Annotated in this window: 16 protein-coding genes; 3 read left to right on the top strand and 13 right to left on the bottom strand. The window is 68.7% G+C overall.

Features of this window, described 5'->3' with window-relative positions:
• Window positions 1-2: 2 nt before the first annotated feature.
• The 11 genes from OID54_RS34830 to OID54_RS34880 form a co-directional block, all read right to left on the bottom strand.
• Window positions 3-1,334, bottom strand: coding sequence for an O-antigen ligase domain-containing protein (locus OID54_RS34830; protein WP_443055821.1), 1,332 nt, complete (start codon window positions 1,332-1,334; stop codon window positions 3-5).
• A gap of 1 nt (window position 1,335) precedes the next feature.
• Window positions 1,336-2,859: a right-handed parallel beta-helix repeat-containing protein gene (locus OID54_RS34835; protein ID WP_329026191.1), complete on the bottom strand. Its 1,524-nt coding sequence runs from the start codon at window positions 2,857-2,859 to the stop codon at window positions 1,336-1,338.
• Window positions 2,860-2,867: 8 nt separating this feature from the next.
• On the bottom strand, window positions 2,868-4,850 hold the full coding sequence (locus OID54_RS34840) for a heparinase II/III family protein (RefSeq protein ID WP_329026193.1): 1,983 nt from the start codon (window positions 4,848-4,850) through the stop codon (window positions 2,868-2,870).
• Window positions 4,847-7,072, bottom strand: a complete 2,226-nt coding sequence (locus tag OID54_RS34845) for a bi-domain-containing oxidoreductase (RefSeq protein ID WP_329026195.1) — start codon at window positions 7,070-7,072, stop codon at window positions 4,847-4,849. The genes OID54_RS34840 and OID54_RS34845 overlap by 4 nt, the downstream gene beginning before the upstream one ends.
• A gap of 42 nt (window positions 7,073-7,114) precedes the next feature.
• Window positions 7,115-9,034 (bottom strand): asparagine synthase (glutamine-hydrolyzing), encoded by a 1,920-nt coding sequence (gene asnB / locus OID54_RS34850; protein ID WP_329026196.1) that lies wholly within the window; start codon window positions 9,032-9,034, stop codon window positions 7,115-7,117.
• Window positions 9,035-9,036: 2 nt separating this feature from the next.
• Complete coding sequence (locus OID54_RS34855; RefSeq protein WP_329026197.1) at window positions 9,037-10,608, bottom strand: Wzz/FepE/Etk N-terminal domain-containing protein; 1,572 nt, start codon at window positions 10,606-10,608, stop codon at window positions 9,037-9,039.
• A complete protein-coding gene (locus OID54_RS34860) occupies window positions 10,605-12,002 on the bottom strand; it encodes a Wzz/FepE/Etk N-terminal domain-containing protein (RefSeq protein WP_329026199.1) in 1,398 nt (465 codons plus the stop codon). Before OID54_RS34860 ends, OID54_RS34855 begins: the two co-directional genes overlap by 4 nt.
• Window positions 11,999-13,267, bottom strand: coding sequence for a glycosyltransferase family 4 protein (locus tag OID54_RS34865; protein ID WP_329026201.1), 1,269 nt, complete (start codon window positions 13,265-13,267; stop codon window positions 11,999-12,001). The genes OID54_RS34860 and OID54_RS34865 overlap by 4 nt, the downstream gene beginning before the upstream one ends.
• The gene (locus OID54_RS34870; protein ID WP_329026203.1) at window positions 13,257-14,582 is read right to left on the bottom strand and encodes a nucleotide sugar dehydrogenase; all 1,326 of its coding nucleotides are present in this window, start codon (window positions 14,580-14,582) and stop codon (window positions 13,257-13,259) included. The genes OID54_RS34865 and OID54_RS34870 overlap by 11 nt, the downstream gene beginning before the upstream one ends.
• 73 nt (window positions 14,583-14,655) lie before the next feature.
• A complete protein-coding gene (locus OID54_RS34875) occupies window positions 14,656-16,134 on the bottom strand; it encodes a sugar transferase (RefSeq protein ID WP_329026205.1) in 1,479 nt (492 codons plus the stop codon).
• 1,000 nt (window positions 16,135-17,134) lie between these two features.
• Complete coding sequence (locus OID54_RS34880; protein ID WP_329026209.1) at window positions 17,135-18,760, bottom strand: helix-turn-helix transcriptional regulator; 1,626 nt, start codon at window positions 18,758-18,760, stop codon at window positions 17,135-17,137.
• A gap of 334 nt (window positions 18,761-19,094) precedes the next feature.
• Between OID54_RS34880 and OID54_RS34885 the strand changes: the two genes are divergently transcribed.
• Complete coding sequence (locus tag OID54_RS34885; protein ID WP_329026212.1) at window positions 19,095-19,427, top strand: hypothetical protein; 333 nt, start codon at window positions 19,095-19,097, stop codon at window positions 19,425-19,427.
• A 70-nt stretch (window positions 19,428-19,497) separates the two neighbouring features.
• The gene (locus OID54_RS34890; protein ID WP_329026215.1) at window positions 19,498-19,788 is read left to right on the top strand and encodes a hypothetical protein; all 291 of its coding nucleotides are present in this window, start codon (window positions 19,498-19,500) and stop codon (window positions 19,786-19,788) included.
• Between the two features lie 22 nt (window positions 19,789-19,810).
• Here the strand turns inward: OID54_RS34890 and OID54_RS34895 are convergent, their stop codons facing one another.
• Entirely contained in the window at window positions 19,811-20,026 is a 216-nt protein-coding gene (locus OID54_RS34895) for a hypothetical protein (RefSeq protein ID WP_329026218.1), read from the bottom strand.
• A gap of 7 nt (window positions 20,027-20,033) precedes the next feature.
• On the opposite strand from OID54_RS34895, the gene OID54_RS34900 reads away from it, so the two are divergent.
• The gene (locus OID54_RS34900; RefSeq protein WP_329026220.1) at window positions 20,034-20,729 is read left to right on the top strand and encodes a 2-phosphosulfolactate phosphatase; all 696 of its coding nucleotides are present in this window, start codon (window positions 20,034-20,036) and stop codon (window positions 20,727-20,729) included.
• Window positions 20,730-20,752: 23 nt separating this feature from the next.
• Here OID54_RS34900 and OID54_RS34905 read toward each other — a convergent pair whose 3' ends face one another.
• Window positions 20,753-21,256 (bottom strand): MSMEG_1061 family FMN-dependent PPOX-type flavoprotein, encoded by a 504-nt coding sequence (locus OID54_RS34905; protein WP_329027958.1) that lies wholly within the window; start codon window positions 21,254-21,256, stop codon window positions 20,753-20,755.
• Between the last annotated feature and the right edge of the window lie 84 nt (window positions 21,257-21,340).

Consider the following 21,340-nt stretch of genomic DNA (forward strand, 5'->3'; position numbering starts at 1 on the left):
GGTCAGGTCACCTCCGATCCCCGGGCAAAGCGCGGGAGACGTCGTCGCGGAACTGCGGGCGTCGAGAGTGGTGTGGTGGCGGCGGTCGACGTCAGCAGCGAGGCGGCCACGGCCAGATGCAGGAGATACGGTGAGGCGTCGCCCAGCCCCGCCTCGGTGTACGACGCGATGGCGCAGTAGCTGATCAGGAAGATCGCACAGGCCCGCTGGAGCGAAGGCGGCCGGAGCAGTGCGACGCCGCCCAGCACGAGGAAGACCGCCGCCACGATGACCGCACCGGTCAGGCCCTGCTCGTGGTAGACGGCCAGCCAACTGTTGTCGATCGGCAGCCCGCCGAACGACTTGTCGCCCAGCCCCACGCCGAACAGGTACTCCGAGGTGGTCCGAGGGGCCGCCAGCAAGGCGTCCCAGACCTTGGCCCTACCGGTGAGGTTGGAGAAGTTCTCCTGGCTCTGTCCGCGCAGGAACCACGCCTGGAGCGCGGAACTGAGCGCCACCGCGGCCACCACGGCGCACAGCACCGCCCAGGCGAAGAACCGACGGGCGGCGGCGCTGGTCAGGACGAGCGAGCCGATCGCCAACACTAACCCGATGAGCAGGCCGAGCGTGGCCGTTCGGGTGTGGGTCAACGCGAGCAGGACGAGTGACGGCACGATGATCACCACCGCGCTGTTCCTGTCGGCCCGACGGCCCAGGACGAGCAGCACGGTGAGCCCGATGATCACCGCCGCGTACTGCCCGATCTGTGGTGGGGTGAGCGGCCACAACGCGCCGACCAGCCGACCGCCGTAGAGCTCGGGGACGGCAGCGCCCGGTGAGATCACCGCGCCGGCCGCCACCGACCCGAGCACCGCGAAGTACATCCGGATGTGGTGCCGGACGAACAGCACGCCACCGTCCCACCAGCGGCTCAGCAGCCATAGCGTCCCGACGAAGAGAGCCAGCCGGGTACAACGGAACAGCGCGCCCAACCCGGACTCCAGGTGCACGCTGGAGATCACGCTCGGCACCAACAGCAGGGTGAGCAGGAGCAAGAAGGCGCTGGCTCGGATGCGCAGCCGAAGGTTCAGCGCGAGTGCCAGTGTGAACGCGGCGAGCAGCGCGCCCATGGTGACCATCTGGATGAGGGAGCGTGGCAGCGGGATGATGGTTTTCGCCCCGGCGGAGCCGAGCGTGTTGAGGATCAGCAACCCCCAGACCAGCCCGACGGCCTTCGGTGTGCCGACAGGGCGCGGCTCCACGCCGGGCTGTGCGTCCGCAGTGTCTGTGATGGCTGTCGTGGCTGTGGTGGCCTGTCCGCTCGATGACCCACCGCGCCGCAGCTCCCCGCCCATCTCAATCACCGGCCCGTAGGTCAAGGGTGCTGCCCGCGTCCTGCTGGTAGGGCGCGTTCTGCCACTGCCCGAAGTCGAGGACCCGGCTCGGGTCGTGGGCGACGAACTTCCACGGCCCGAGGTAGACGTTGTCGTGCCAGCGGTTGCGCTGCTCGTGGGTGATCGCCTCCGCCACCCGCTCGCCCTGGTACGGGGACCAGTCCGGGTAGGTGCCGTAGTTGGCCAGCACCGCCATGCGGTCGCACTTCACCGTGCACCCGACGACGGACTTGTCCAGCACGAAGCGGTTGCCGTGGATGTCCACCCGCTGGGTCTTCCACCGACAGTCGGCGAGGAGCGGTGTGGTGGCGATCGCGGGCTGTGCACAGCGGCGGACGTCCCGCACCAACAGTGTGCAGTCACCGGACGACGTGTTGGCCGGGCTGTTGCAGAACCGGTCGGCGTTCTCCCAGAGGGTGATTCCGGACCAGTTGTTCTCCAGCACGTTCCGGTAGATCTCGATTCTGTTGGTGCGGGCGGGTATTCGTGGTTCGCCGCCGGACTCGGACAGATAGATGGTTCCGAGCGGGAAGCTGTCGCCGCGTTCGGCGTATCGGCGGCCCTCGACCCAGTTGTTCCGCCGGATCGTGTTCCTCCGGATGACCGCGTTGTAGCTGATCTCGTAGATCAGCGCGGCACCGTCGTTGGCTTCGAGCACATTGTCCTCGATGCGGAAGTCATTGTTGTTGGTGTCCGCCCACAATCCGGCTCCGCGGTTGTCGTGCACCCAGTTCCCGCGTATGTCAGCTCCGTTGACGGCCCAGAACTTGACCCCTCCGGTACAGCCACAGCCGGGCCGCCGCCGCTCCCAGTCCTGGGTGTTGTTGCCCACGATCTCATTGCCCTCGACCACCAGGTCACTGACCCGGCCGCTGGTCTTGTACGCGTTCAATCCGTACTGTCCATTGCCCCGCAGACAGTTGGCGCGGACCCGCTGGCGCGCGCCGGCCATCAACCCGGCGCCGGAGTTGTGTTGGATCGTCGAGTGCTCGATCACCCAGCCGTCCGCCGAGTCATGGTTGACCACGCCCTCGTTGTGTGGTGCGACGAACCCCTGCACGGTCAGATGGCGGATGGTGACATCGGGGGCGCCACCGCCGAACGCGTACTGATTGGTCCGCCGGCCGTCGAGCACCGCGCCCGATGCACCGAGGTAGCGGTTCCCCTTCTTGGGGATGACCTGGGCGTAGCGGTCCGGTTCGAGCCTGTGTTGGCCCGGTCGAAGCCAGAACGTGCTGTTCGGGGGGTTGTTCCGGGTCTTCGTGGCCAGATCGCCGACCACCGTGGGATCGATCGTCACCGCGCCCGCGGGTGCCTGCGCCGGCCCGGCCACAGGCCCCGCGCACACTCGTGCCACGGTCCGGGCCACCGATGTGGAAGGGGCGACGGTCGGCTCCGCCGGGGCGCCCTGTGTTCCCACACAGCCGGTCGCCAGCATGGCCGGTGCCGCCACCGGTAACGCCCAGTTCCGCCACTTGATTCCCACGTATCCCCCTAGTCGTGGAACGTGAGCACGGTGGTGAACTCCCCCAACGGCGCGGCGCCGTCGGCGAAGCCGGTGCCCACCAGCGTGGTGGTGGGTTCCTTGCGCCCGAAGCCGGGGGAGTACCAGCCCAGCGGTGGGTTGCTCTCGCCGCGATGAGCCTGCCAGCGCAGCTGTTCGGGCAGGTCGAGCACCGCGGAGCGGTCCTTGCCGTCCCGGGTCCAGGTGAGCACTGCCCGGCTTTCCACCAGGTCCGCTGTGATCGCCGGCCCGAGGTGGAATGCCAGCCGGGCGGGCCGGCGTGGGCCGCTCACCTCGTCGACCACGCGCAGCTCCCGGCTCCCCGCGGTCAGCTCCACCCGACGGCGGTGCACCGAGCCTTGGTAGCCGTCGTGCTCGGCGCACCAACGGGCCGTCGTTCCTTCGGCGGCTCCGGCTGTGTCCGCGACCAGGACACGGCTGCGGGCATGCCGGGTCCACAGGAACGGGCCGCCGGAGCCGGACTGGTCATCGCCGTCCAACTGCAAGGTGTTGTGACCGAGGGTCGACCGGAAGTACTGCCGCCAGTCGGGCTGCCCGTGGTAGCAGTACGTTCCCGGGTCGGCGAGCACATCGACCCCGTCATGCCGGACCTCCACGGACAGTGCGTCCGCATGGGCGTGTGCGGCGATGGACAGGAAACCGTGCGGACCGCCGTCACAGCGGCACCAGATCCCCGCCGGACCGCGCAGGATGGTGAGCCCCGCATCGGCGAAGTGGGCCGGTCGGCTTGCCGGGCGGGTCGCTGCCGGTGCGCTTCCCTCCTGCGCGTACGGCCGGATGAGCGCGGCCAGCAGCGGGGTGCGCACATCGGTGCCGGTCACGGCAGGCCACCAGCTGAGCCCGCCGAACACGGCGTCCCCGGTGGTCAGCAGCGAGCCCCAACGGTCGGTGCCGGCGCCGTCCAGGACCAGGCCGTGCCCGTCGTCGGCATCCCCCTGGCGCGGCGGCCGTAGCCGGTTGTCCACGATGGCCGCGAGCGCGTCGGTCATGCGCAGCAGCACCAGCCGGATGGTGTCGGGGACCGGCACGCCGGCGGCATCCGCCTCGGCGACCGCTGCGAGGCCGAGCTCCAGGACGAGTCCGTGGTACTCGGTGGCCAGCTCGCGATTGAGGCCGGAGCTGAAGGTGTTGCTGCGCAGGTGCCGTTCCAGTGACCGCAGTGCGTCGGCCCGCCAACGCTCCGATGAAGGGAACCACCCGAACGCGCAGGCCGCAGCGAACTGCCCGGCAGCCTCCGCGATGATGTGGTTGTTCGCCGAAGACGCCCGGCTGGGGAAGGCGGCCAGCCAGCGCTGGTGGTGCCAGATCTGCTGGAGCGCCACCGGGTTGCCCTCGAACAGTGCGGTCGCGCCCGACCAGCCGTCCAGCAGCCGACGGATCCACACCCAGGAGAGCAGCCGGATACCCAGCTCGATGCCACTGATCCAGTGCACGCTTCGCAGCGGCGCGTTGGCCGCCCACCACGACCGCAGATGCTTGGCCACCCGCTCGGCGTACTGCTCGTTCCCGGTGATCGCATAGGCGGCGGCGAGCACGGTGAGGTACTGGTGCCGGGACAGCTCCCAGATCTGCTTGATGTCCCCGGCTTCGTCCTCGTTCCGGTACGGCACGTCGAAGGCGTAGCCCCAGGGCGCCCGGCGCCCGGTCTTCGGGTCGTACCACCAGTCCGGTTCGTCCAGGTCGTCGCGGACCACCCCGAAGTACTCGACGTGCCCCGCCATCAGCCGGTCCGCCTCGGCGATCAGACGCTTCGCGGCGTCCGGTGGCACTGCGGTGATCGTCCCGACGGGCAGTACCGCGGTGAACCGGGCGCCGGTCACACTCGGGCCGTCCGGCAGCCCGGAGCGCCAGCGTCGTCTGCGCACCGCGTCGCCCGCCCGGCCGCCGACCTCCCGCGGCCCCATCCGCGACAGCCGCCGCAGGTACCAGCCCAAGGACGTGCTCGTGGTCATCGGCCGCTCGCCAACGTCACCGGCGCGCCGCCGGCCAAGCTGGTCTGTACGGCGAGGGTGGCGGCCGTGGTGGCGACCAACGACTCCAGCGGCATGGGCATCGGCCCGCCGCTCCGCACGGCCTCAAGGAAAGCACCCACTTCGGCGCGCTGGCCCTTGTCACGGGCCTTGGCCAGCCGCGGGCTGCTCCACCGCTTGCGGCCGTATACCGAGGCACGGACGAAGTCGTCGAGCCGCAACACCTTGCCGTCCGCGATCAGGTCCAGCGTCTCCTTGGGGAAGCCGGGTGAGCCGGTGGTGACGTAGCTGATGGTGGCGGTGGAGCCGCCCGGGTAGCCCAGCACGATCTGGAGGTCGCCGCCGCCTTCGCTGCCGGACGTGGCGACCGCGTACACGGACACCGGGTCGGCGGCGAGCAGCCAGCTCGCCGTGTCGATGAAGTGCCCGCCCTCGCCGACGAACCGCGACCCTTCGGTGTCCTGGCGGAGGTACCAGCTGCCTTGCTCCAGGCGGCCCGCGTTGACCAGGTAGCGCAGGCTCGCCGGACCGCTCCGGGCACCGAACCGCTTCCTGGCCTCCTGCAACAGTGGTGCGAACCTGCGGTTGAAGCCCACCTGGAGCCGGTCGTTGCCGGACTCCTCCACCGCCGCGAGCACGCCGGCCAACTCGTCCTGGTCGAGCGCCAACGGCTTCTCCACGAACACCGCCTTGCCGGCCAGCAGCGCTCTCCGGGTCAGTTCGGCGTGCGAGTTGTGCCGGGTGACGACGAACACCGCGTCGATGGAGGGGTCGCCGAGCACGGCGTCGAGATCGGTGGTCGCCTCCTCGAAGCCGAACTTCCGCTTCGCATTGACCGCGGACAGCGCCGTTGTGGTGACGACCGTGGATAGCTCCACGCCGTCGCGTCGGGCCAGGTGGGGCAGCAGCATCGACGTCGCGTAGTTCCCCGCGCCGATGAAGCCCACCCGTACCGATGCCTTGGCGGACCGCGCCGGGGCCGAGGCTCCACCGCCGCGTCGCACTGCTGGCACGGTGATCACCGGGGCAACCGCTTCGGCCGCCCGTTCCGATGCGCCAGGGCCTGCCGGGTGATCGGAGCCTTCGGGGTAGCGGAACAGCACCGCCACGGCCTTCAGATCGCCGTCCTTCAGGCTCTGGTACGTCTTCACGGCGTCATCGAAGTCGGCGATGTGGGAGACCAGGGGCTCCACGTCGATGCGATCGCGCGCCATGAGATCGAGGAAGCACGCCAGATTGCGACGCTCGGTCCAGCGCACATAGCCGATCGGGTAGTCCCGGCCTTCGAGCTCGTACTCCGGGTCGTAGCGCCCGGGGCCGTACGAGCGGGAGAACCGGACGTCGAGTTCCTTCATGTAGTACGCGTTCCACGGCAGGTCGAGGCGGCACTTGCCGATGTCGATGACCCGGCCGCGGTCCCGGCTCAGCCGAGCGGCCAACTCGACGGGCTGGTTGCTGCCCCCGCCCGCGGCCAGATACACCTGGTCCACACCATGACCGTCGGTCAGCTCGGCGACGGAGCTCTCCACGGCCGCGGACGCGGGATCGCCACAGGCCACCGCGCCCAGCCGCTCGGCGATCTCGCACCGCACCGGGTCGGGGTCGACACCGACGACGCGCACTCCCGAGGCGGCCAGCAACTGCACCACCAACTGCCCGATCAGCCCGAGGCCGATGACCAGCGCCACGTCGCCGAGCTGCGACTCGCCGCGGCGGACACCCTGCAACGCGATCGACCCGACGGTTCCGAAGGCCGCGTGCCGCGGTGAGAGACCGTCCGGCACCGGCGTGTACAGGTTCTTCGGAACCCAGTTGAGCTCCGCGTGCAACGCGTGCTCATTGCCGGCACACGCCACCAGGTCGCCGACCTTCACATCGTCGATCCCCGGGCCGACCTCCTCGACCACCCCGCACAGCGAGTAGCCCAGCGGTGTGTAGGAGTCCAGCTTGCCCATCACCTTGCGGTAGGTGGCGGGCACCCCGTTGGTGGCCACGCTCTGCACCACCTTGGCCACCTGGTCCGGCCGGGAACGGGCCTTGCCCAACATCGACATGCCGGCCTCGGACACCTTCATGAGCTCGGTCCCGGTGGAGATCAGCGAATAGGCGCTCCGTACCAGCACACCACCCGGCTTGCACCGGGGCACCGGCACGTCGAGCAGCGCCAGCTCGCCGCTCTTGTAGTTCTGCACAACCTGTTTCACCCGAGCTCCTCTTGTTTCTACGCCGTCAAGCCGTCATGCCGTTCAGTTCTGGCTGGAGCCAGAGGTCGCGCCGCGATACCAGTACTCAAGGGTCAGCACATGCCACAGATGCTTGGAGAAGTCCCGCTGCCCGGCGGCGTCCTCGGCGACGAGTCGCGCCAGCGCATCCCGGCGCAGAAACCCGGATCGGACGAGCACGCCGTCGTTCACCACCTCGCGCACCAGCGGCGCCAGATCCCTGCTCATCCAGGCCCGCAGCGGGGCGCTGAACAGGCCCTTGGGCCGGTACACGATCTCCCGCGGCAGGATCGAGGTGGCCGCCTCCTTGAGGACCGCCTTCCCCTGCCGTCCGACGATCTTGCGGTTGCCGGGCACCGCGAAGGCGGCCTTGACCACCTCGACGTCCACGTACGGCACCCGCACCTCGGTCGACGCGGCCATGCTGGACCGGTCCGTGTACGCGAGATTCAAACCCGGCAGGAACATCCGGGCATCGCCCAGACACATCCGGTTGACGAAGTCGTCGAGGTCGTTGTCCTGGTAGATGTCCCGGTGCTCACTCAGCACGTCGTCGACCGTCCCGGCCAGATCCGGATTGATCAGGGCGAGCAGTTCGTCCTGGTCGTACATGGTGTAGCTGCGGCGGAACGCGGTCTCCTCCGGCAACTCGGCGAAGGAGAGGAACCGCTTGGCGAAGCGCACCGACCGGTACCCCCGGCGGGCCGTGGCGACCGGCAGCCGGTCCACGACCCCGGCAACCCCCTGCCGCAGGGGACGCGGGACGCGCTGGTAGCGCAGCGCAAGGAGGTTAGCCAGGTGCTTGCGGTACCCGGCGAACAATTCGTCGGCACCCATCCCCGAGAGCATCACCTTGACGCCGGCCTCTCGGGCGGCCTCGCAGATCAGGAATGTGTTGATCGCTGCGGGGTCCCCAATCGGCTCGTCCAGGTGGTGCGTCATCCGCGGCAGTAGGTCGAGCACGTTCGGAGCGATCTCGATCTCATGCAGGTCGACGCCGAACCGCTCGGCCACCTGCCGCGCATAGCGCAGATCGTCCGGCATCGCCTCGAACTTGGCGTCCTCGGGGCGGAATCCGATCGTGTAGGCGGAGATCCCCGGCCGGTCGCGGGCCGCCAGCGCCGTCAGATAGCTGGAGTCGAGACCACCGGAGAGGAAGGTCGCCACGGGGACGTCGGACAGTAGGTGCCGTCGGGTCGACTCCTCGACGATGGCGCCCACGTCCGGCTGCTCGCCGCTGCGGGCCCGCTCCCGACCCTCGGCGGCCACGTCCTTCAGGTTCCAGAACCGGCCGCGCTCCACCCGACCGTCGGGCCGGCACCTGAGCCAGCTACCCGGCGGGAGCTTCTCCGCTTCGCGGAATGCGCACCGCGAGTCGGGCACCCAGTAGTACAGGAGCGAGGCCACCAGCGCCGCATGGTCCACCTCCAGCGACCCACCGGTCACGGCGACGAGCGCCTTGAGCTCGGAGGCGAACATCAGGCCCGTACCGCGCCGGAGTAGGAACAGCGGCTTGATGCCGAGTTGGTCGCGGGCGAGCACCAGATCACCGGTTCGCTCGTCGAAGACCGCGAACGCGAACATGCCGCGCAGCCGGGGCAGACAGTCCGTGCCCCAGCGCCGCCATGCCTCCAGCAGCACCTCGGAGTCGGACGTGCCACGAAAGCGCACCCCGGCGGCCGTCAGTTCGGCACGGAGTTCGGGCGCGTTGTACAGCTCGCCGTTGTACGTGAGGGCCAGACCGTCCGAGACCATCGGTTGGGCGCCGGTGTCGGACAGGTCGATGATTGCCAGCCGACGGTGTCCGAGGTGCACTTCGCCGTCACCGACGGAGTGGTTGTAGCGGCCTGCCCCGTCCGGACCGCGGTGGGCGAGGACATCGGTGAGCCGGTCGGTCACGACCTTCCCGTCCGGCCATCGGTAAGTGCCTGCGATTCCACACATGTCTACCGCGCCTCCTGGTCGCTGTCCGGAACCAGCGCGGTCGGCATCGACGGCCGCTCCGTCCGCGGCTGGCCCGTTCCGTTCTGCCGGGCCAGCCGCTCGGTCAGCGGTTGCCCCGTTCCGTTCTGCCGGGCCAACCGCTCGTACTGGCCGCGCAACGCGGTGTGCAGCCCGTCCCACAGCGTGCCGTCGGTACGGTCACGCGGATCGGGGTCGACCAGCACCACACCGATCACCGGTATTCGCTGGTCCGCGAGCTGCCGGGCCACGGTGTGCAGCCATGCGGCGCTGCCGTGCCCGGCCCGCACCACGAGCACGGTCTGGGCACCGAGGTACTGGAGGTCGGTCCACGCCGTGCCGGGCGCGACCGAGCCGACGCCGATCCGGCGCGCCTGCTGCGGCACGGACGCGACGATGTCGCCGCTGACCACGGTCGGCCCTCCCAACTTCCGACGGTTGTTGGCGAGCTCCGGACCCGGCAGACCGTTGACGACGACCATCGGCCCCTCCTCGGCCAGTGCCTCGGCGACGTTCAGGGCGATCGCACTCGCGCTGTGCGCACACCCCAGTTCCAGCAGCGAAACCGGTTCGGTGGAGCCCCGCACGATGCGGGTCAGGGTCACGGTGAGCCGTTCGCGTGCCGCCCGGGTCCGTCGGCTCTGCCACAGCCCGATCGACCGGCGGGGCACGCGACGTAGCTCCGCGATGACGGAGGCGCCCAGGTTCGCCGCGATCTCCCGGCGCAGCACGGGACGGTCCGCGACCACCGTGCCGACCGCTGCCAGCGCGAGTCCGAGGACGAGTCCGAGCACGAGCCCGATCGCGGCATTGGTGACGGCGGTCTTGGGCAGGGAGTGCTGCACCGCCCGGGGTGCATCCACGATCTGTGTGCCGGTGATGACCTGGGGCGTGCCGGTGCGCACCTCCGCGGCGCGCTGGTCGAACTCGGCGATCCGTGAGTTGAGTTCGGCTCGGCGGGCGAAGAGCGACTCGATGCTCGCCGACGATTTCGGGTCGCTCTCCGGCGACCGGTCTCCGATCGACTTGTTGACCCGGGCGAGTTCGTCCCGCATGCGGTCACGCTGGTCGAGCAGGGCCTCGGACTCGGCCTTCGCGGCTGCCCACATCCGCCCCACGTGATCGGCGATGAACGCATCGGCCAATGCCTTGGCCCGGGCCACCGCTTGTGCGTCGCTGTCACCCGTCACATCGATCTGCAACAGGTTGTTGGTCAGCCCGGTGCCACGGTAGTCCTGGATGAAGTCTTCCGGCTTGTCCGGGGAGTTGAGGGTCTTGAGGGCCTTTCCTGCGATCCGGGTGGTCCCCAGCAGTGCGACGTCGGTACGGATCAGTGTTCCGGTGTCGTTCGGCTGGTCCTCCTTGTGGGTGACCAGCACCTTGGTCACCGCGGTCGGAGGCGGCGGCAGCATGACCGCCACTGCCGCACCGAGCAGCAGTCCCAGTAGTGCCATGGAACACCAGAGGCGGCGGCGCCTGCGTACGGAAACCACCAGCGCTTGCAGGTCCAGCAACGGAGCGCCTGTCGACGGCTCCGAAGTCGTGCTCGTCGTCACACCGACTCTCCCGTCGCGTGGCCGCGTACCGCGAGTACCGGAGTGGCCTTCTCCGGTGGGGGGCCGGTGGACGGCGTCGGACGGGTCCGGACCGTGCCGGCGACGACGATGCCGATGATGTTGTGACCGCCGTCCGCACACGCCTCGGCGATGCCGGCGAGCTCTCCCGCGGTCCAACTGCCCGCGCTGAGCACGACCAGGGCACCCGACTCGGTGTCGCGGTCCGGCACCATCGGCTGGGACACCGAGACCTCCACCACCCGCAGCACGGGGTTCGCCGTGGTCGTAGGGCTCGGCGAAGGATCGCTTTCCGCCTCGGCGACAAGTTGCCCCGCTGCTCGAAGGGCGGTCCCATCTCCCTCCGGCACGACGACCAGCAGTCTCCCAGGGGAGGGCAGTTGGTCCCGAAGGCGGGCACACACCCGTCGATAGCGGATCTGTCTGCTGGCCTCGTCGCCGGATGCTTGTGGGGTCGGTGTGTCCCACCGGCCGTCCACACCCAGCAGCCGGCGGATCCGGGCCCGCGGGCCGAGCTCTTCCGGCCGTTCCGAGCTGCCTTTGCCGGGCACGTCGACCGTACCCAGCAGCGCCGAGCCCAGTGCCGCGACGATCTCGGGCTCGGTGCGCAGTCGGCGATTCAGCCGTGCGGCGGCGAGGTGGCCGACGACAGCGAGCAGAGGGAACAGCAGCGCCCCGGCGGCGATGAGTTGCACCCTCGTCGGCGGCGCCTCGCCGGTCGGCCGGGGCGCCGGCCCCATGATCACCATGCCCGCCTTGTTGCGCGCCGTATCCGCCTGGTCCAGCTTCTTCATAGCCTCTTCCAGCGCGGTACGCAGCTTCGCGAGCGCGGTGCGGGCCTGCACGCTCTCCACGGTCTGCCCCGGATCGGCGGCATTGGCCAACTCGGTGATGTGACGGTTCGTCTGCACGACTTTCTGTCGCAGCGCCTCGGGGCCCGTGGCCGCCTCGGAGTCCGCACCGTCGCCTGCGATGCGCGCGGCGAACGCCACGAGTTGCTGGGCCACCCGGTCGGAGAGCTGCTGCGCGCGCTCCGGAGTCTCGGCCGTGCCCGAGATCCTGATGATGTTCCCGTCAGCGGTCTCGGCGCTCACCCGATCCCGTAACTCACCGCCGCTGACGCCCCTCCAGTCGAGCGTGGCAGCCGCCCGGTCGACCACCGCCGAACTGGTCGCGATGTCCACCTGGGTCAGCAGTTCGCGTTCTTCCCACTGCCCCGGCAGCAGTACGGATGCCGACGCCGTGTAGCGCGGCGGAAACAGCAGCGAAGTGCCGTAGCCGACGAGTGCGCCCAGCACGGTGAGGACGGCGAGCAGCCGCCAGCGCCGACGGAGGATCCGCCCGATCGTGACCAGGCGTATTATCTCATTGCTCAACGACGCGGCCTCTTCTTCCCGGTGCTGACCGGGTTGCCCGCCGACACCGGAGTGTGGTCGCGGCAGGCAACGGCGTAAGCGGCGAGCAATGATCGCTGGGAGTTCCGCCAGGAGAGCTCCCCGCTGATCCTCTCCTGACCGATCTTGCCCATCTGGGCCCGCTTCTCCGGATCGTCGAGCAGCAGCGCGACGAGCCTGGCGAATTCGGCCTCGTCGTTGGCTGGCGCGTAGACGGCGGCATCACCGGCGGAGACCCGGGCCTCACGGAGGTCGAACGAGACGATCGGCCGGCCCATCGCCATGTACTCCAGGACCTTGTTCATCGTCGACACGTCATTGAGCGGATTGCGCGGGTCGGGGGAGAGGCACACATCGGCGCTCGACAGATAGCGCACCAGATCGGCGTCCGGAATGCGCCCGGTGAACTCCACCTGCTCCGAGAGCCCGAGCCGCTGGGACAGCTCCACCATCGCGTCGAAGGCGTCGCCGGCGCCCACGAACACCGCATGCCAGTCGGTCCGCCCGAGCTCGTCGCGCAGCTTCGCCAGGGCCCGCAAGGCGTAGTCGACACCGTCCTGAGGCCCCATGACACCGAGGTAGCACAACAGATGGGGCTTGCCACGCTTCAGCTCCGGCTCGGGCGCCACCGGTTGGAACCGCTCGATCTCGGGCGCGCTGCGCACCACGAAGACATCCTCCGGCCGCTGACCGCCACGGCCTATCGCGACATCCCGGTAGCTCTCGTTCGTGGCGAGCACGACATCCGCGGCCCGATAGGTCAGCCGCTCCAGAGCGCACACGCCTCGGTAGAGCAGGTCCTCACCACGATCGAACCGGGAGAGGTACAACTCGGGTACCAGGTCGTGCTGATCGAAGACGAACCGCGCACCGCGCCGCTTCAACCACAACGCCGGTAGGAACAGCAGGTCGGGCGGGTTGCAGGCGTGCACCACGTCGACCGGACCGACCTTGCGGGCCAACCTGGCCGTATGCCACAACGCCGAGCCGTACTCCCGCAGGTAGCCGGCCGGTCCTCCGGTGGCCGCGCGCAACGGGTAGCGGTGGATCCGCACCCCGTCGATCTCGATCTCCAACTCCGTGTCCCGCTTGCTCCCTCGGGGACAGATGACGTGCACCTCCCAGCCCGCGTCGCGCAGCGTCTTGCACTCCTGCCACACACGCCGGTCGAACGGCACCGAGAGGTTCTCCACCAGGATCAGCGCGCGCCGGTCCGGTCGTTCGTCGCTGATTGCATCACCAAGCAAGGCCCACGTACCCCGGTTCTGTCCGGCGCGTTTCGGCGTCGGGAAGGTGGATGAGATCGATGAGCACCGGGCCGTCGCCATGGGGGAGTACCGACAGCACGGCCGGATCCCTCGTCCCGATCAGGCACACCTCGGCGTGTTCGAGAACGTCGTCGACGGAGTCGGCAAGCAGTTGTGCGAGGTGTGGCAGCCGGGTTTCGATGTACTCGCGGTTCGCGCCCAGCAGCCGGGAGAGGCTCACATTGGCGTCATAGATCCGCAGGTCGTAGCCCTTGCCGAACAGCGTCTCCGCCAGTGCGACCAGCGGGCTCTCGCGGAGGTCGTCGGTGCCGGGTTTGAAGGAGAGTCCGAACAGTCCCACCCGGCGCTTGCCGGTGCGTTCGACCAGCTCCACCGCGCGCTGAAGATGCGCGGAGTTGGAGGGCAGCACATTGGCGAGGATGGGAACCGACACATCGGCCCGCTGCGCCGCATGGACCAGACTGCGTAAGTCCTTGGGGAGGCAGGAACCACCGAAGGCGAAACCAGGCCGTAGATAGGCGGGGCTGATGTTCAGCTTGCGGTCGGCCAGGAACACGTCCATGACCTGGTGCGAGTCCACCCCGAGCGCCTGACACACCGCGCCCAACTCGTTCGCGAAGCCGACCTTGAGACCGTGGAACGCGTTGTCCGCGTATTTGATCGCCTCGGCGGTGGGGATCGGCACCCGGAACACCTCGCCGGGTAAGCCCTCGTACAGTGCCAGCACCGCATCGCCGCTGGCCGGGTCGAGTTCTCCGATGACGGTCTTGGGCGGGTCGAAGAAGTCCTGCACGCTCGTGCCCTCGCGCAGGAACTCCGGGTTGACCGCGACCCCGAAGTCCACTCCGGCCGTGCCCCCGACGTACTTCTCCAGGATCGGCACCAGCAGTTTCAAACAGGTGCCAGGGAGCATGGTGCTGCGGAACACAACGGTGTGCCGCCGGCCGCGCTCAGCAGCATCCGCCAACGCGGTGCCGATCTGCTCGGTGACCCGCTCCAGATAGGTGGTGCACAGGCTGCCGTTGGGTTCCGACGGGGTGCCCACACAGATCAGCGACACCTCGCTGCCCATGATCGCCTCGTGGACGTCGTCCGTGGCGCGTAACGCTCCGGTCCGCACGACCTCGGCGATGAGCTCGCCGATCCGTTCCTCGACCACCGGGGCCTTGCCATGGTTGACCAGGTCGACCTTCACCTGGTTCACATCCACCCCGATGACCTCGTGACCCATGCTGGCCAGGCACGCGGCCGACACACAGCCCACATAGCCGAGGCCGAAAACGCTGATCCTCATGACCCGTCTCTCCCCATAGGCAGGCACTCCTGGCCTGCGGTCGGCGCGTCGGCCGGACGACGACAGTGGCGCATCAGTAGGCCCCCTGCCCGTAGAGCACCGCACGCAGCGTCTTCCACAAGATCACTGTGTCCAGGGCGAGTGACCAGTCCTCCACGTACCGAAGGTCCAGCCGGACCGCCTCGTCCCACGGCAGGTCACTGCGTCCGCTGATCTGCCAGAGGCCGGTGAGCCCGGGCTTGACCAGCAGCCGCCGCCGGATGTCCGGGCCGTATGCCGCGGACTCCTCCGGCAGCGGGGGCCGTGGGCCGACGAGCGACATCGACCCGGTGAGTACGTTGAAGAGCTGCGGGAGCTCGTCCAGTGAATACCGGCGCAGCACTGCTCCTACCCGGGTCACCCGCGGATCCCGGCGGAGCTTGAACAACAGACCGGCACCCTCGTTGCGGTCGGCCAGTTCGGCACGTGCCCGGTCAGCCCCGTCGACCATGGTGCGGAACTTGAGGATGGTGAACTCGCGACCCTCCTTGCCGACCCGGCGTTGGCGGTAGAACGCCCCACCCCGACTGTCCAGCAGTATGAGCAGCCCCACGAACATCATCAGCGGCGCGAACACCATCAGCAGAATCGTTGCGCCCAGTCGATCGACGACCTCTTTGACCGCCCGGCGGCCCCCGGTGAAGGTCGGCATGCTGACCCGCAGCAGTGGTATTCCGAGCACCGCGTCGACGTGCAGCCGCGGGCCGGCCACCTCCATCAGCACGGGGGCCACGACCATCTCGGCATCGCTGCCTTCGAGGTTCCAGGCCAGCCGTTGCAGCCGGTCCGGTGTCCAGTGCGGGTCCGGTGTGACCGCCACGACTCGGTAGCCGTTGCGGTGGACGTGATTGGCGACGTCGGCCAGTTGGCCGACGACCGGCACTCCGTCCAGTTGGTCGCCGTCGAGTCCGAGACCGTCCGTCGTGCACACCGCGTCCACCCGCCAGCCGAGGTGCGGGGACTTGCGGGCTCGATTGATCAGATCTCGTACGGTGGGCAGGCTCCCGGCAGCGAGCACCGGTCGCAGGCACCGGCCGTCCTTGCGCTGTTTGTGCAGCCAGAGGCGTAACAGATATCGCGCGGTCATAGTGACGAGTGCGAGCGCGGGGATCGCAACGAATATCCAGAGCTTGATGTTGCGCGAGGTGAGGGCGATCCCGCCGAGTGCGAGTACGACGGCCGCCGCGAAGAGGGAGCGTCCGAGCCGACGGAATTCCTCGGCGCCCTGACCGAGCACGGCCGGAGCCCAAGCCCTGCTCACGGCAAGCGCTCCCAGCACCAACAGTTCGGTGCCGAATGCGAGTATTCCCCACTTCTCGTGCCAGTTGGCCGCGTCCCGGGCCCCGAAGAAGTTCCCTATTGCCGCCACCACCAAGGCGGTGGCCACGGTATCGCTGGTGATGACGGTACGGCGGTACCGCTCCTCCCAGTCAATCGCGGGCTGTCTGATTGCCCCGTTCGTCAACCGCCCGTGCGTTGACGAAAACGGCTTGACTAACTCCCCCTGCTCCACAGGACCCCCCAGGTCACCAGCAGTTCGACGTACTCGTCTCACACTGTTCCTGTCTCGGGAGCTCCCGTCCCCCGAGCCGCGCTGTTCCTCCCCTTGGGAGGCCCCGCCCCCCGTGCACGACCTTGTAGCTGCAATTGCAGCACTATGTGACAACTCGCCCTGGCAGCAGTGAACTTGCTTGCTCTGCCGGGCCCTTGAGGTGCGTGGAGCCCATCGCAACCTCGGGTGCTCCCCGCACCCAAGGTCCCCCTCTCGGGCTCCCTGAACTGATCATCCCCATGTCTGGCCGGGGACTCGACTACTGGCTGTTGGTGGCGCCGGATCTATAGATCAATGTCGTTCGCCTCGTGCCCGAACGGCTGAAGCACGGTCAATCTAGACCATCGGGGCCGGCATGAGGAGGCCATGTGTGGAATTTGTGCTCAGGCTTTGAGATCGGATGCACCTATGGGCGACTGTCAACGAGTGTCTGGCGACGAAGACGTATGTTGTGACCTGTGGTGATGGGACTTCTCCGAGGTGGCGGCGCCGGTAAACCCGAGGTGCTCCAGATCTGGCAAATAGGCCGTATCCAGGCCCTGTTGGCACCCCCGCGTGAGCATCGTGGCGGATCGATTCTACGTCGGCCGGACCCGGGTGCCGGGGTGGAGTCGGCGCCCGCGGATCACGGTGTCACTCCAGCGGGTCGCCCGGCCTGCGCAGCTTCCACGCAGGAGTGGTCGGCGGACCACAGCGGGCCATCCACGGCCCCCGGTGTGTCCCTTGCTTCTCGACGTTCGTGCGCTGCTCAGTGTGGCTGTTGGTGCCCACGGTGGGGGAGGGGCGATCGACCCGTACGCCGAGACGCACGACTTGCCCGGCGGCTCGGTGTTCACCCTGCGATCACTGGCGATGGGACCCGATCCCCGCTTCCGGCCCCGGCCGGTGCACAACGCGGTCGCGGTGACGGGATTCGGGGACGGGGATTGCAAGACGGCCTTGCGCCCGGTGGCGTCCGGACCTACTCGGCCCGAGCGCCCGGGGTCGGGCCATCTGTTGGGCCTTCTGGCTCCTCCGGGGTACCCGTGGTGGGATCGTTGCCGGGGTGGGGGGTCGGGTCTGCTCCCGTCGTCGGTACCCAGCGCCGGTCGTTGGTGTCGTACAGATAGGCGGGACCGCCCAGGACACTGCTCGTACGGAACGGTCGTCCGGCGTCGTCGATGCGTACGGTCCCTGAACGGTCGGCGCTGCTCCACTCCAACTCCAGATACCAGTCACAGTCGCACGTCACCGTGCGGGCGGTGATGAGCAGGATCTCCGGGTCCCTGGCCGATACCCGGTACGGAAAGGAGGCGGCGGGGATCTCCACCCCGGAATCATTGCCGGGCACGGAAAGGGCCGTCGGGCGGGCGGCGTCGAGGTCGACATCGAACATCCGGGGGGTCATCGTCCCTCCGCAGCCCAGGCTCATGCCGTAGACGTTTCGGCGCTGCGGAGGACGCTGGGCGGCCACTCGTACCCGGAGCCCCTGAAGCACCACCGCCTGCTCACCGAGGCCCTGGATGGTCAACCTGACCAGGGTGTCGCCCCCGTGCACTGCCCCCAGGGAGCGGGCCCAGGGCTCGGCGTCGGACACCGACGGCGGCGGGGGGACCGCTGTCGGGGGGCGGTCGACGATGTAGGAGTGGCTACAGCCGCTGGCCCAGATGTGCTGGTTGACGCCCCAACTGAACGGCAGGGCGCGGTTGCGAGGCTCCGACGCCCTTGCGGACTCCCGGGGCGCTGGGCGGGAGCCTGTGTGGCCCGGGCCCATGGATGCAGTGGGACCGACCGGGGGACGGGAAGCGGTCACCCCGGGTGAGATGGACCAGGACGGTGGGGAGGGTAGGGCGGACGAGGCGGCAGTGGTGCCCGAGGCGCGTACGGAAGGGAGATCGGTGCCCGCGTATCGCGGACCGCTTGCGCGCTGTCGATCGTTGCGGTCCTCCGAGGAGGAAGGCGAGCGCTCGAACGCCAGCAGGACTAGAAGGGTAACGAGAAGGGTGAACACCGCCGCGACGGCGACCAGTCCGGTGGCATGGGTGGCATGGGTGGCAAGAGTGGCCCGGGCGGCCCGCCGCCGTGGCACCTCCGGCGCCCTGGTCGACCCGGTCGCCTCCGGCTGTGGCCCCCCGGCCTGCTTCTTCTCCAGGGCGACGGTGACCTCGGGGGAAGCCTCCAGTGCCGCGGACCCGGTGCACTTCGCGGCTCCGGTGAATCCGGTTACGGCGGCGTTGACTTCGGGTGCCCGGTCGCCATCTTCCTGGACGGTCCCATCCTGAGCCAGCCTCGACAACGCCTCAGGCATTCCGGCCGCGCTCCGCGCCTGAACCCCGCCAGCTGCCTGACGTCTGCGGCGCTCCCCGTCCGCCAGCACCCACAGACGGTGCAGCTCCACGAGGTCCTCGCCCCGACAGCCGCACAGCTGTGCCAGCCGCGCGACCGGGGCGAAATCCAACGGCACGATGTGACCGGAGCAGTAGCGGTGGAGGGTGGAAGCGCTGACCCCCACTCGGTGGGCCAGAGCTCCGTAGCTGCGCCCCGACGCCTCCCGGATTACCCGCAGTCGACGCGCGAACACCTCGGTCCCCGACTCTAACGCGCTCAACCGTTCCAGCCCCCCAGCGTTTCGTGGCGGCGTTCCATCCCTGCCGAGTATTGCCACGTCAGTGGGGCTGGAATGGTTCCAGTGTTCCACCAGTGCCCCCTGTGCTTGCCGTCTATCGCCGTGCTGTCGAAGCTGTTGACCGTCAAGTCGGCCACGCAGCAGGGGAATGCAACTGCTGAACGCGGTCCGCATCCCTGGGGTGAAGGGAACGAACGCCGCTGCTTGGCATCAGTCGCTCAACCAAGTGTCTTGGAATCCATCGACAAACGATCACACCAACAGAATCGGCGCCGACCGTTTCCGTGCCCATCGAAGCAACCATCGAGGAGTCTCTGTGACCCGTTCGTCCGCGCTACGTCTGCGTTCCACGGCCGTGGCCCTTGCCACCTCGGCGCTTCTCATCGGAGGGGTCACCTCGGCACAGGCGGCCCCGGTTGGCGCCGAAGCCGCCCAGCAGAAGCTGGTTCTGCCTGAGGTGAGGACGTTCACCGGTACCGGGATGGGCACCTCGCCGTCCCAGGCGGTGAACGGCGCGGTCCGAATGGCCTACACGATCGCCCAGTCGGCCGGCTGGCAGTCGAACCACTGCCATGTCCGAGCCACCGACGTCAGGTCGGTCGGTGGCGGTGTCTACTCCGCGGTCGCCGACCTGTTCTGCCAGCGCTAAATCACACCCAATTCCACCAAGAAGCTCACCAGTAACTCAGCAGGAACTCACCAAGAATGGGGATAACACAATGAATTCGCTACTCGTCCGGGGCGGCGTTGCCCTGGCTCTCGCGGGCCTCGCCACGTTTGCGCCCGCTGTTGCGCACGCCGATGTGAGCGTCAAGGAGACACAGCCGTTCACGGGCTGGGCGTACGAGAACAGCCCCAGCAAGGCCAAGCGGGAGGCAGAGAACATGGCCCGTCGGTCTGCGCTGATCAGCGGATATCTCCATGAGCAGTGTGTGCTGCTCTACGCCTACTCCACCCGGCTCGCACCCGGCTACTTCGCGGGCGATGCTGCCATCAGGTGCACCCGCTGATCTGCTTAGGCCGGCCACGAGTTCACTCGGGGGCGGTGGCGAGACCCGCCCGATCGTTGGGATCGGGCGGGTTTTCGTTGTTGGCGAAGGACGGCCGAAACTTGTTGTGGGTGGTGGCCGGCGGCATCACAGCGGATGGACCGGTGAGGTGGGTCGCAGCGGCGACCATCGGGGTGTTCGCCGATCCACGTGATGTGGACCACTCTTCGAGTGCCACGGGTCGGGCATGCGCGATCATGACCGGAATGGACGCCCGTTTCCTTGGTATCACCGAGCTGGTCGAAGCCCCGCCCGTGGCGGTTGTCGTCGATGTCATGCGCGCCTTCACTGTCGCGGCCTGGGCGTTTGCCCAAGGCGCAGACAAGATCGTTCTGGCTGAGTCGCTGGACGAGGCCCTGGCGCTCAAGACTCGCCACCCGGATTGGGCGGCACTCAAAGACGGTCCGCCAGCGCCCGGGTTCGACATGGTCAACTCGCCGGGACTGCTGCGGGCTGTTGACCTAGGCGGTCGGACCGTCGTGCAGAAGACCACGGCAGGGACGGTCGGCGCCCTCGCGGTCAAAGAGGCATCGTTGGTGCTGTGCGCCAGCTTCGTGGTGGCGGAGGCAACGGCTCAGTTCTTGCGTACGCGTACGGGTGACAACGTCACCTTCGTCGTCACTGGTGAGGACGGGCAGGCCGACGAGGATCTGGCGTGTGCTCAGTACATCGCCCGCAGGGCCACGGGGACAGCGACGGATGCCACCGAGTTCCTCCGTCGCGCTGCCGGGTCGCGCGCCGCCGCCGAGTTGGCTGAAGGCGTGCGTCAAGGAGTGCATGCCGATGACGTCGCACTCTGTCTTGAGGTCGACCGGTTCCCCTTCGCCATGGTGGCGACCTTGGAGGGTTCGCTGATGGTCCTCCGCCCGTACCCAGTGCCTTCGCAGCCGACGACCACCTGAGGTGATGCGGTCTGCCAGCCTGGTCAGGCACTCTCCCAGGTGGCGGTGTCCCACAGCCCGGAACGGTGCAGGGCCCGGGGGCAGTGCCGATAGATCTCGTCGATCTCGATCAGAATGGCGAGGTCGGGACGCCGGTCCGCGGATGCCATCGTGTCGAAGAAGGGCGCGTCGGTGAGGAGTCGTGCCCTGCCGTTGATCCGTAGGACGTCCCGACTGCCCGGTATGAGGTAGAGCAGTCCGGCGTGGGGATTGTCGAGGATGTTGTGGAGGCTGTCCCCCCTGCGGTTGCCGGGGCGTTCCGGTAGCGCCAGGGTTCCGGGATCGACGACGTGGGTGAAGCCGGGGCCGTCGCCGCGAGGGGAGACGTCGCAGGCGCCGTGCGCGTCGGACGTGGAGAGCAAACAGAACGTGGAGCGGGCCAGGACTGCGTGGTCGTCCTCGTCCAGTCGGGCGTGCACCTTGTCGATGACGATCGGGTGCGGGGTGCCCAGCAACTCCTGCAACTCCGCGTGTGAGCCCAGCCCGATGAACCCGGGCCGGTCGGTGAACCCGGGCCGGCTGGTGGGCCCGCCCTGGAGTTCGGTTCCGGCAGGCCCACCGGTGCGCTCGGT

Origin of the sequence: Streptomyces sp. NBC_00690 (genome assembly GCF_036226685.1) — a bacterium.
In the GTDB taxonomy this organism is placed as follows: domain Bacteria; phylum Actinomycetota; class Actinomycetes; order Streptomycetales; family Streptomycetaceae; genus Streptomyces.

Coding starts and splice junctions, on each gene's coding strand:
- OID54_RS34900 (WP_329026220.1), top strand. CDS start 20,034: ATGGACGCCCGTTTCCTTGGTATCACCGAGCTGGTCGAAGCCCCGCCC.
- OID54_RS34830 (WP_443055821.1), bottom strand. CDS start 1,334: ATGGGCGGGGAGCTGCGGCGCGGTGGGTCATCGAGCGGACAGGCCACC.
- OID54_RS34870 (WP_329026203.1), bottom strand. CDS start 14,582: ATGAGGATCAGCGTTTTCGGCCTCGGCTATGTGGGCTGTGTGTCGGCC.
- OID54_RS34840 (WP_329026193.1), bottom strand. CDS start 4,850: ATGACCACGAGCACGTCCTTGGGCTGGTACCTGCGGCGGCTGTCGCGG.
- asnB (WP_329026196.1), bottom strand. CDS start 9,034: ATGTGTGGAATCGCAGGCACTTACCGATGGCCGGACGGGAAGGTCGTG.
- OID54_RS34890 (WP_329026215.1), top strand. CDS start 19,498: ATGAATTCGCTACTCGTCCGGGGCGGCGTTGCCCTGGCTCTCGCGGGC.
- OID54_RS34895 (WP_329026218.1), bottom strand. CDS start 20,026: ATGATCGCGCATGCCCGACCCGTGGCACTCGAAGAGTGGTCCACATCA.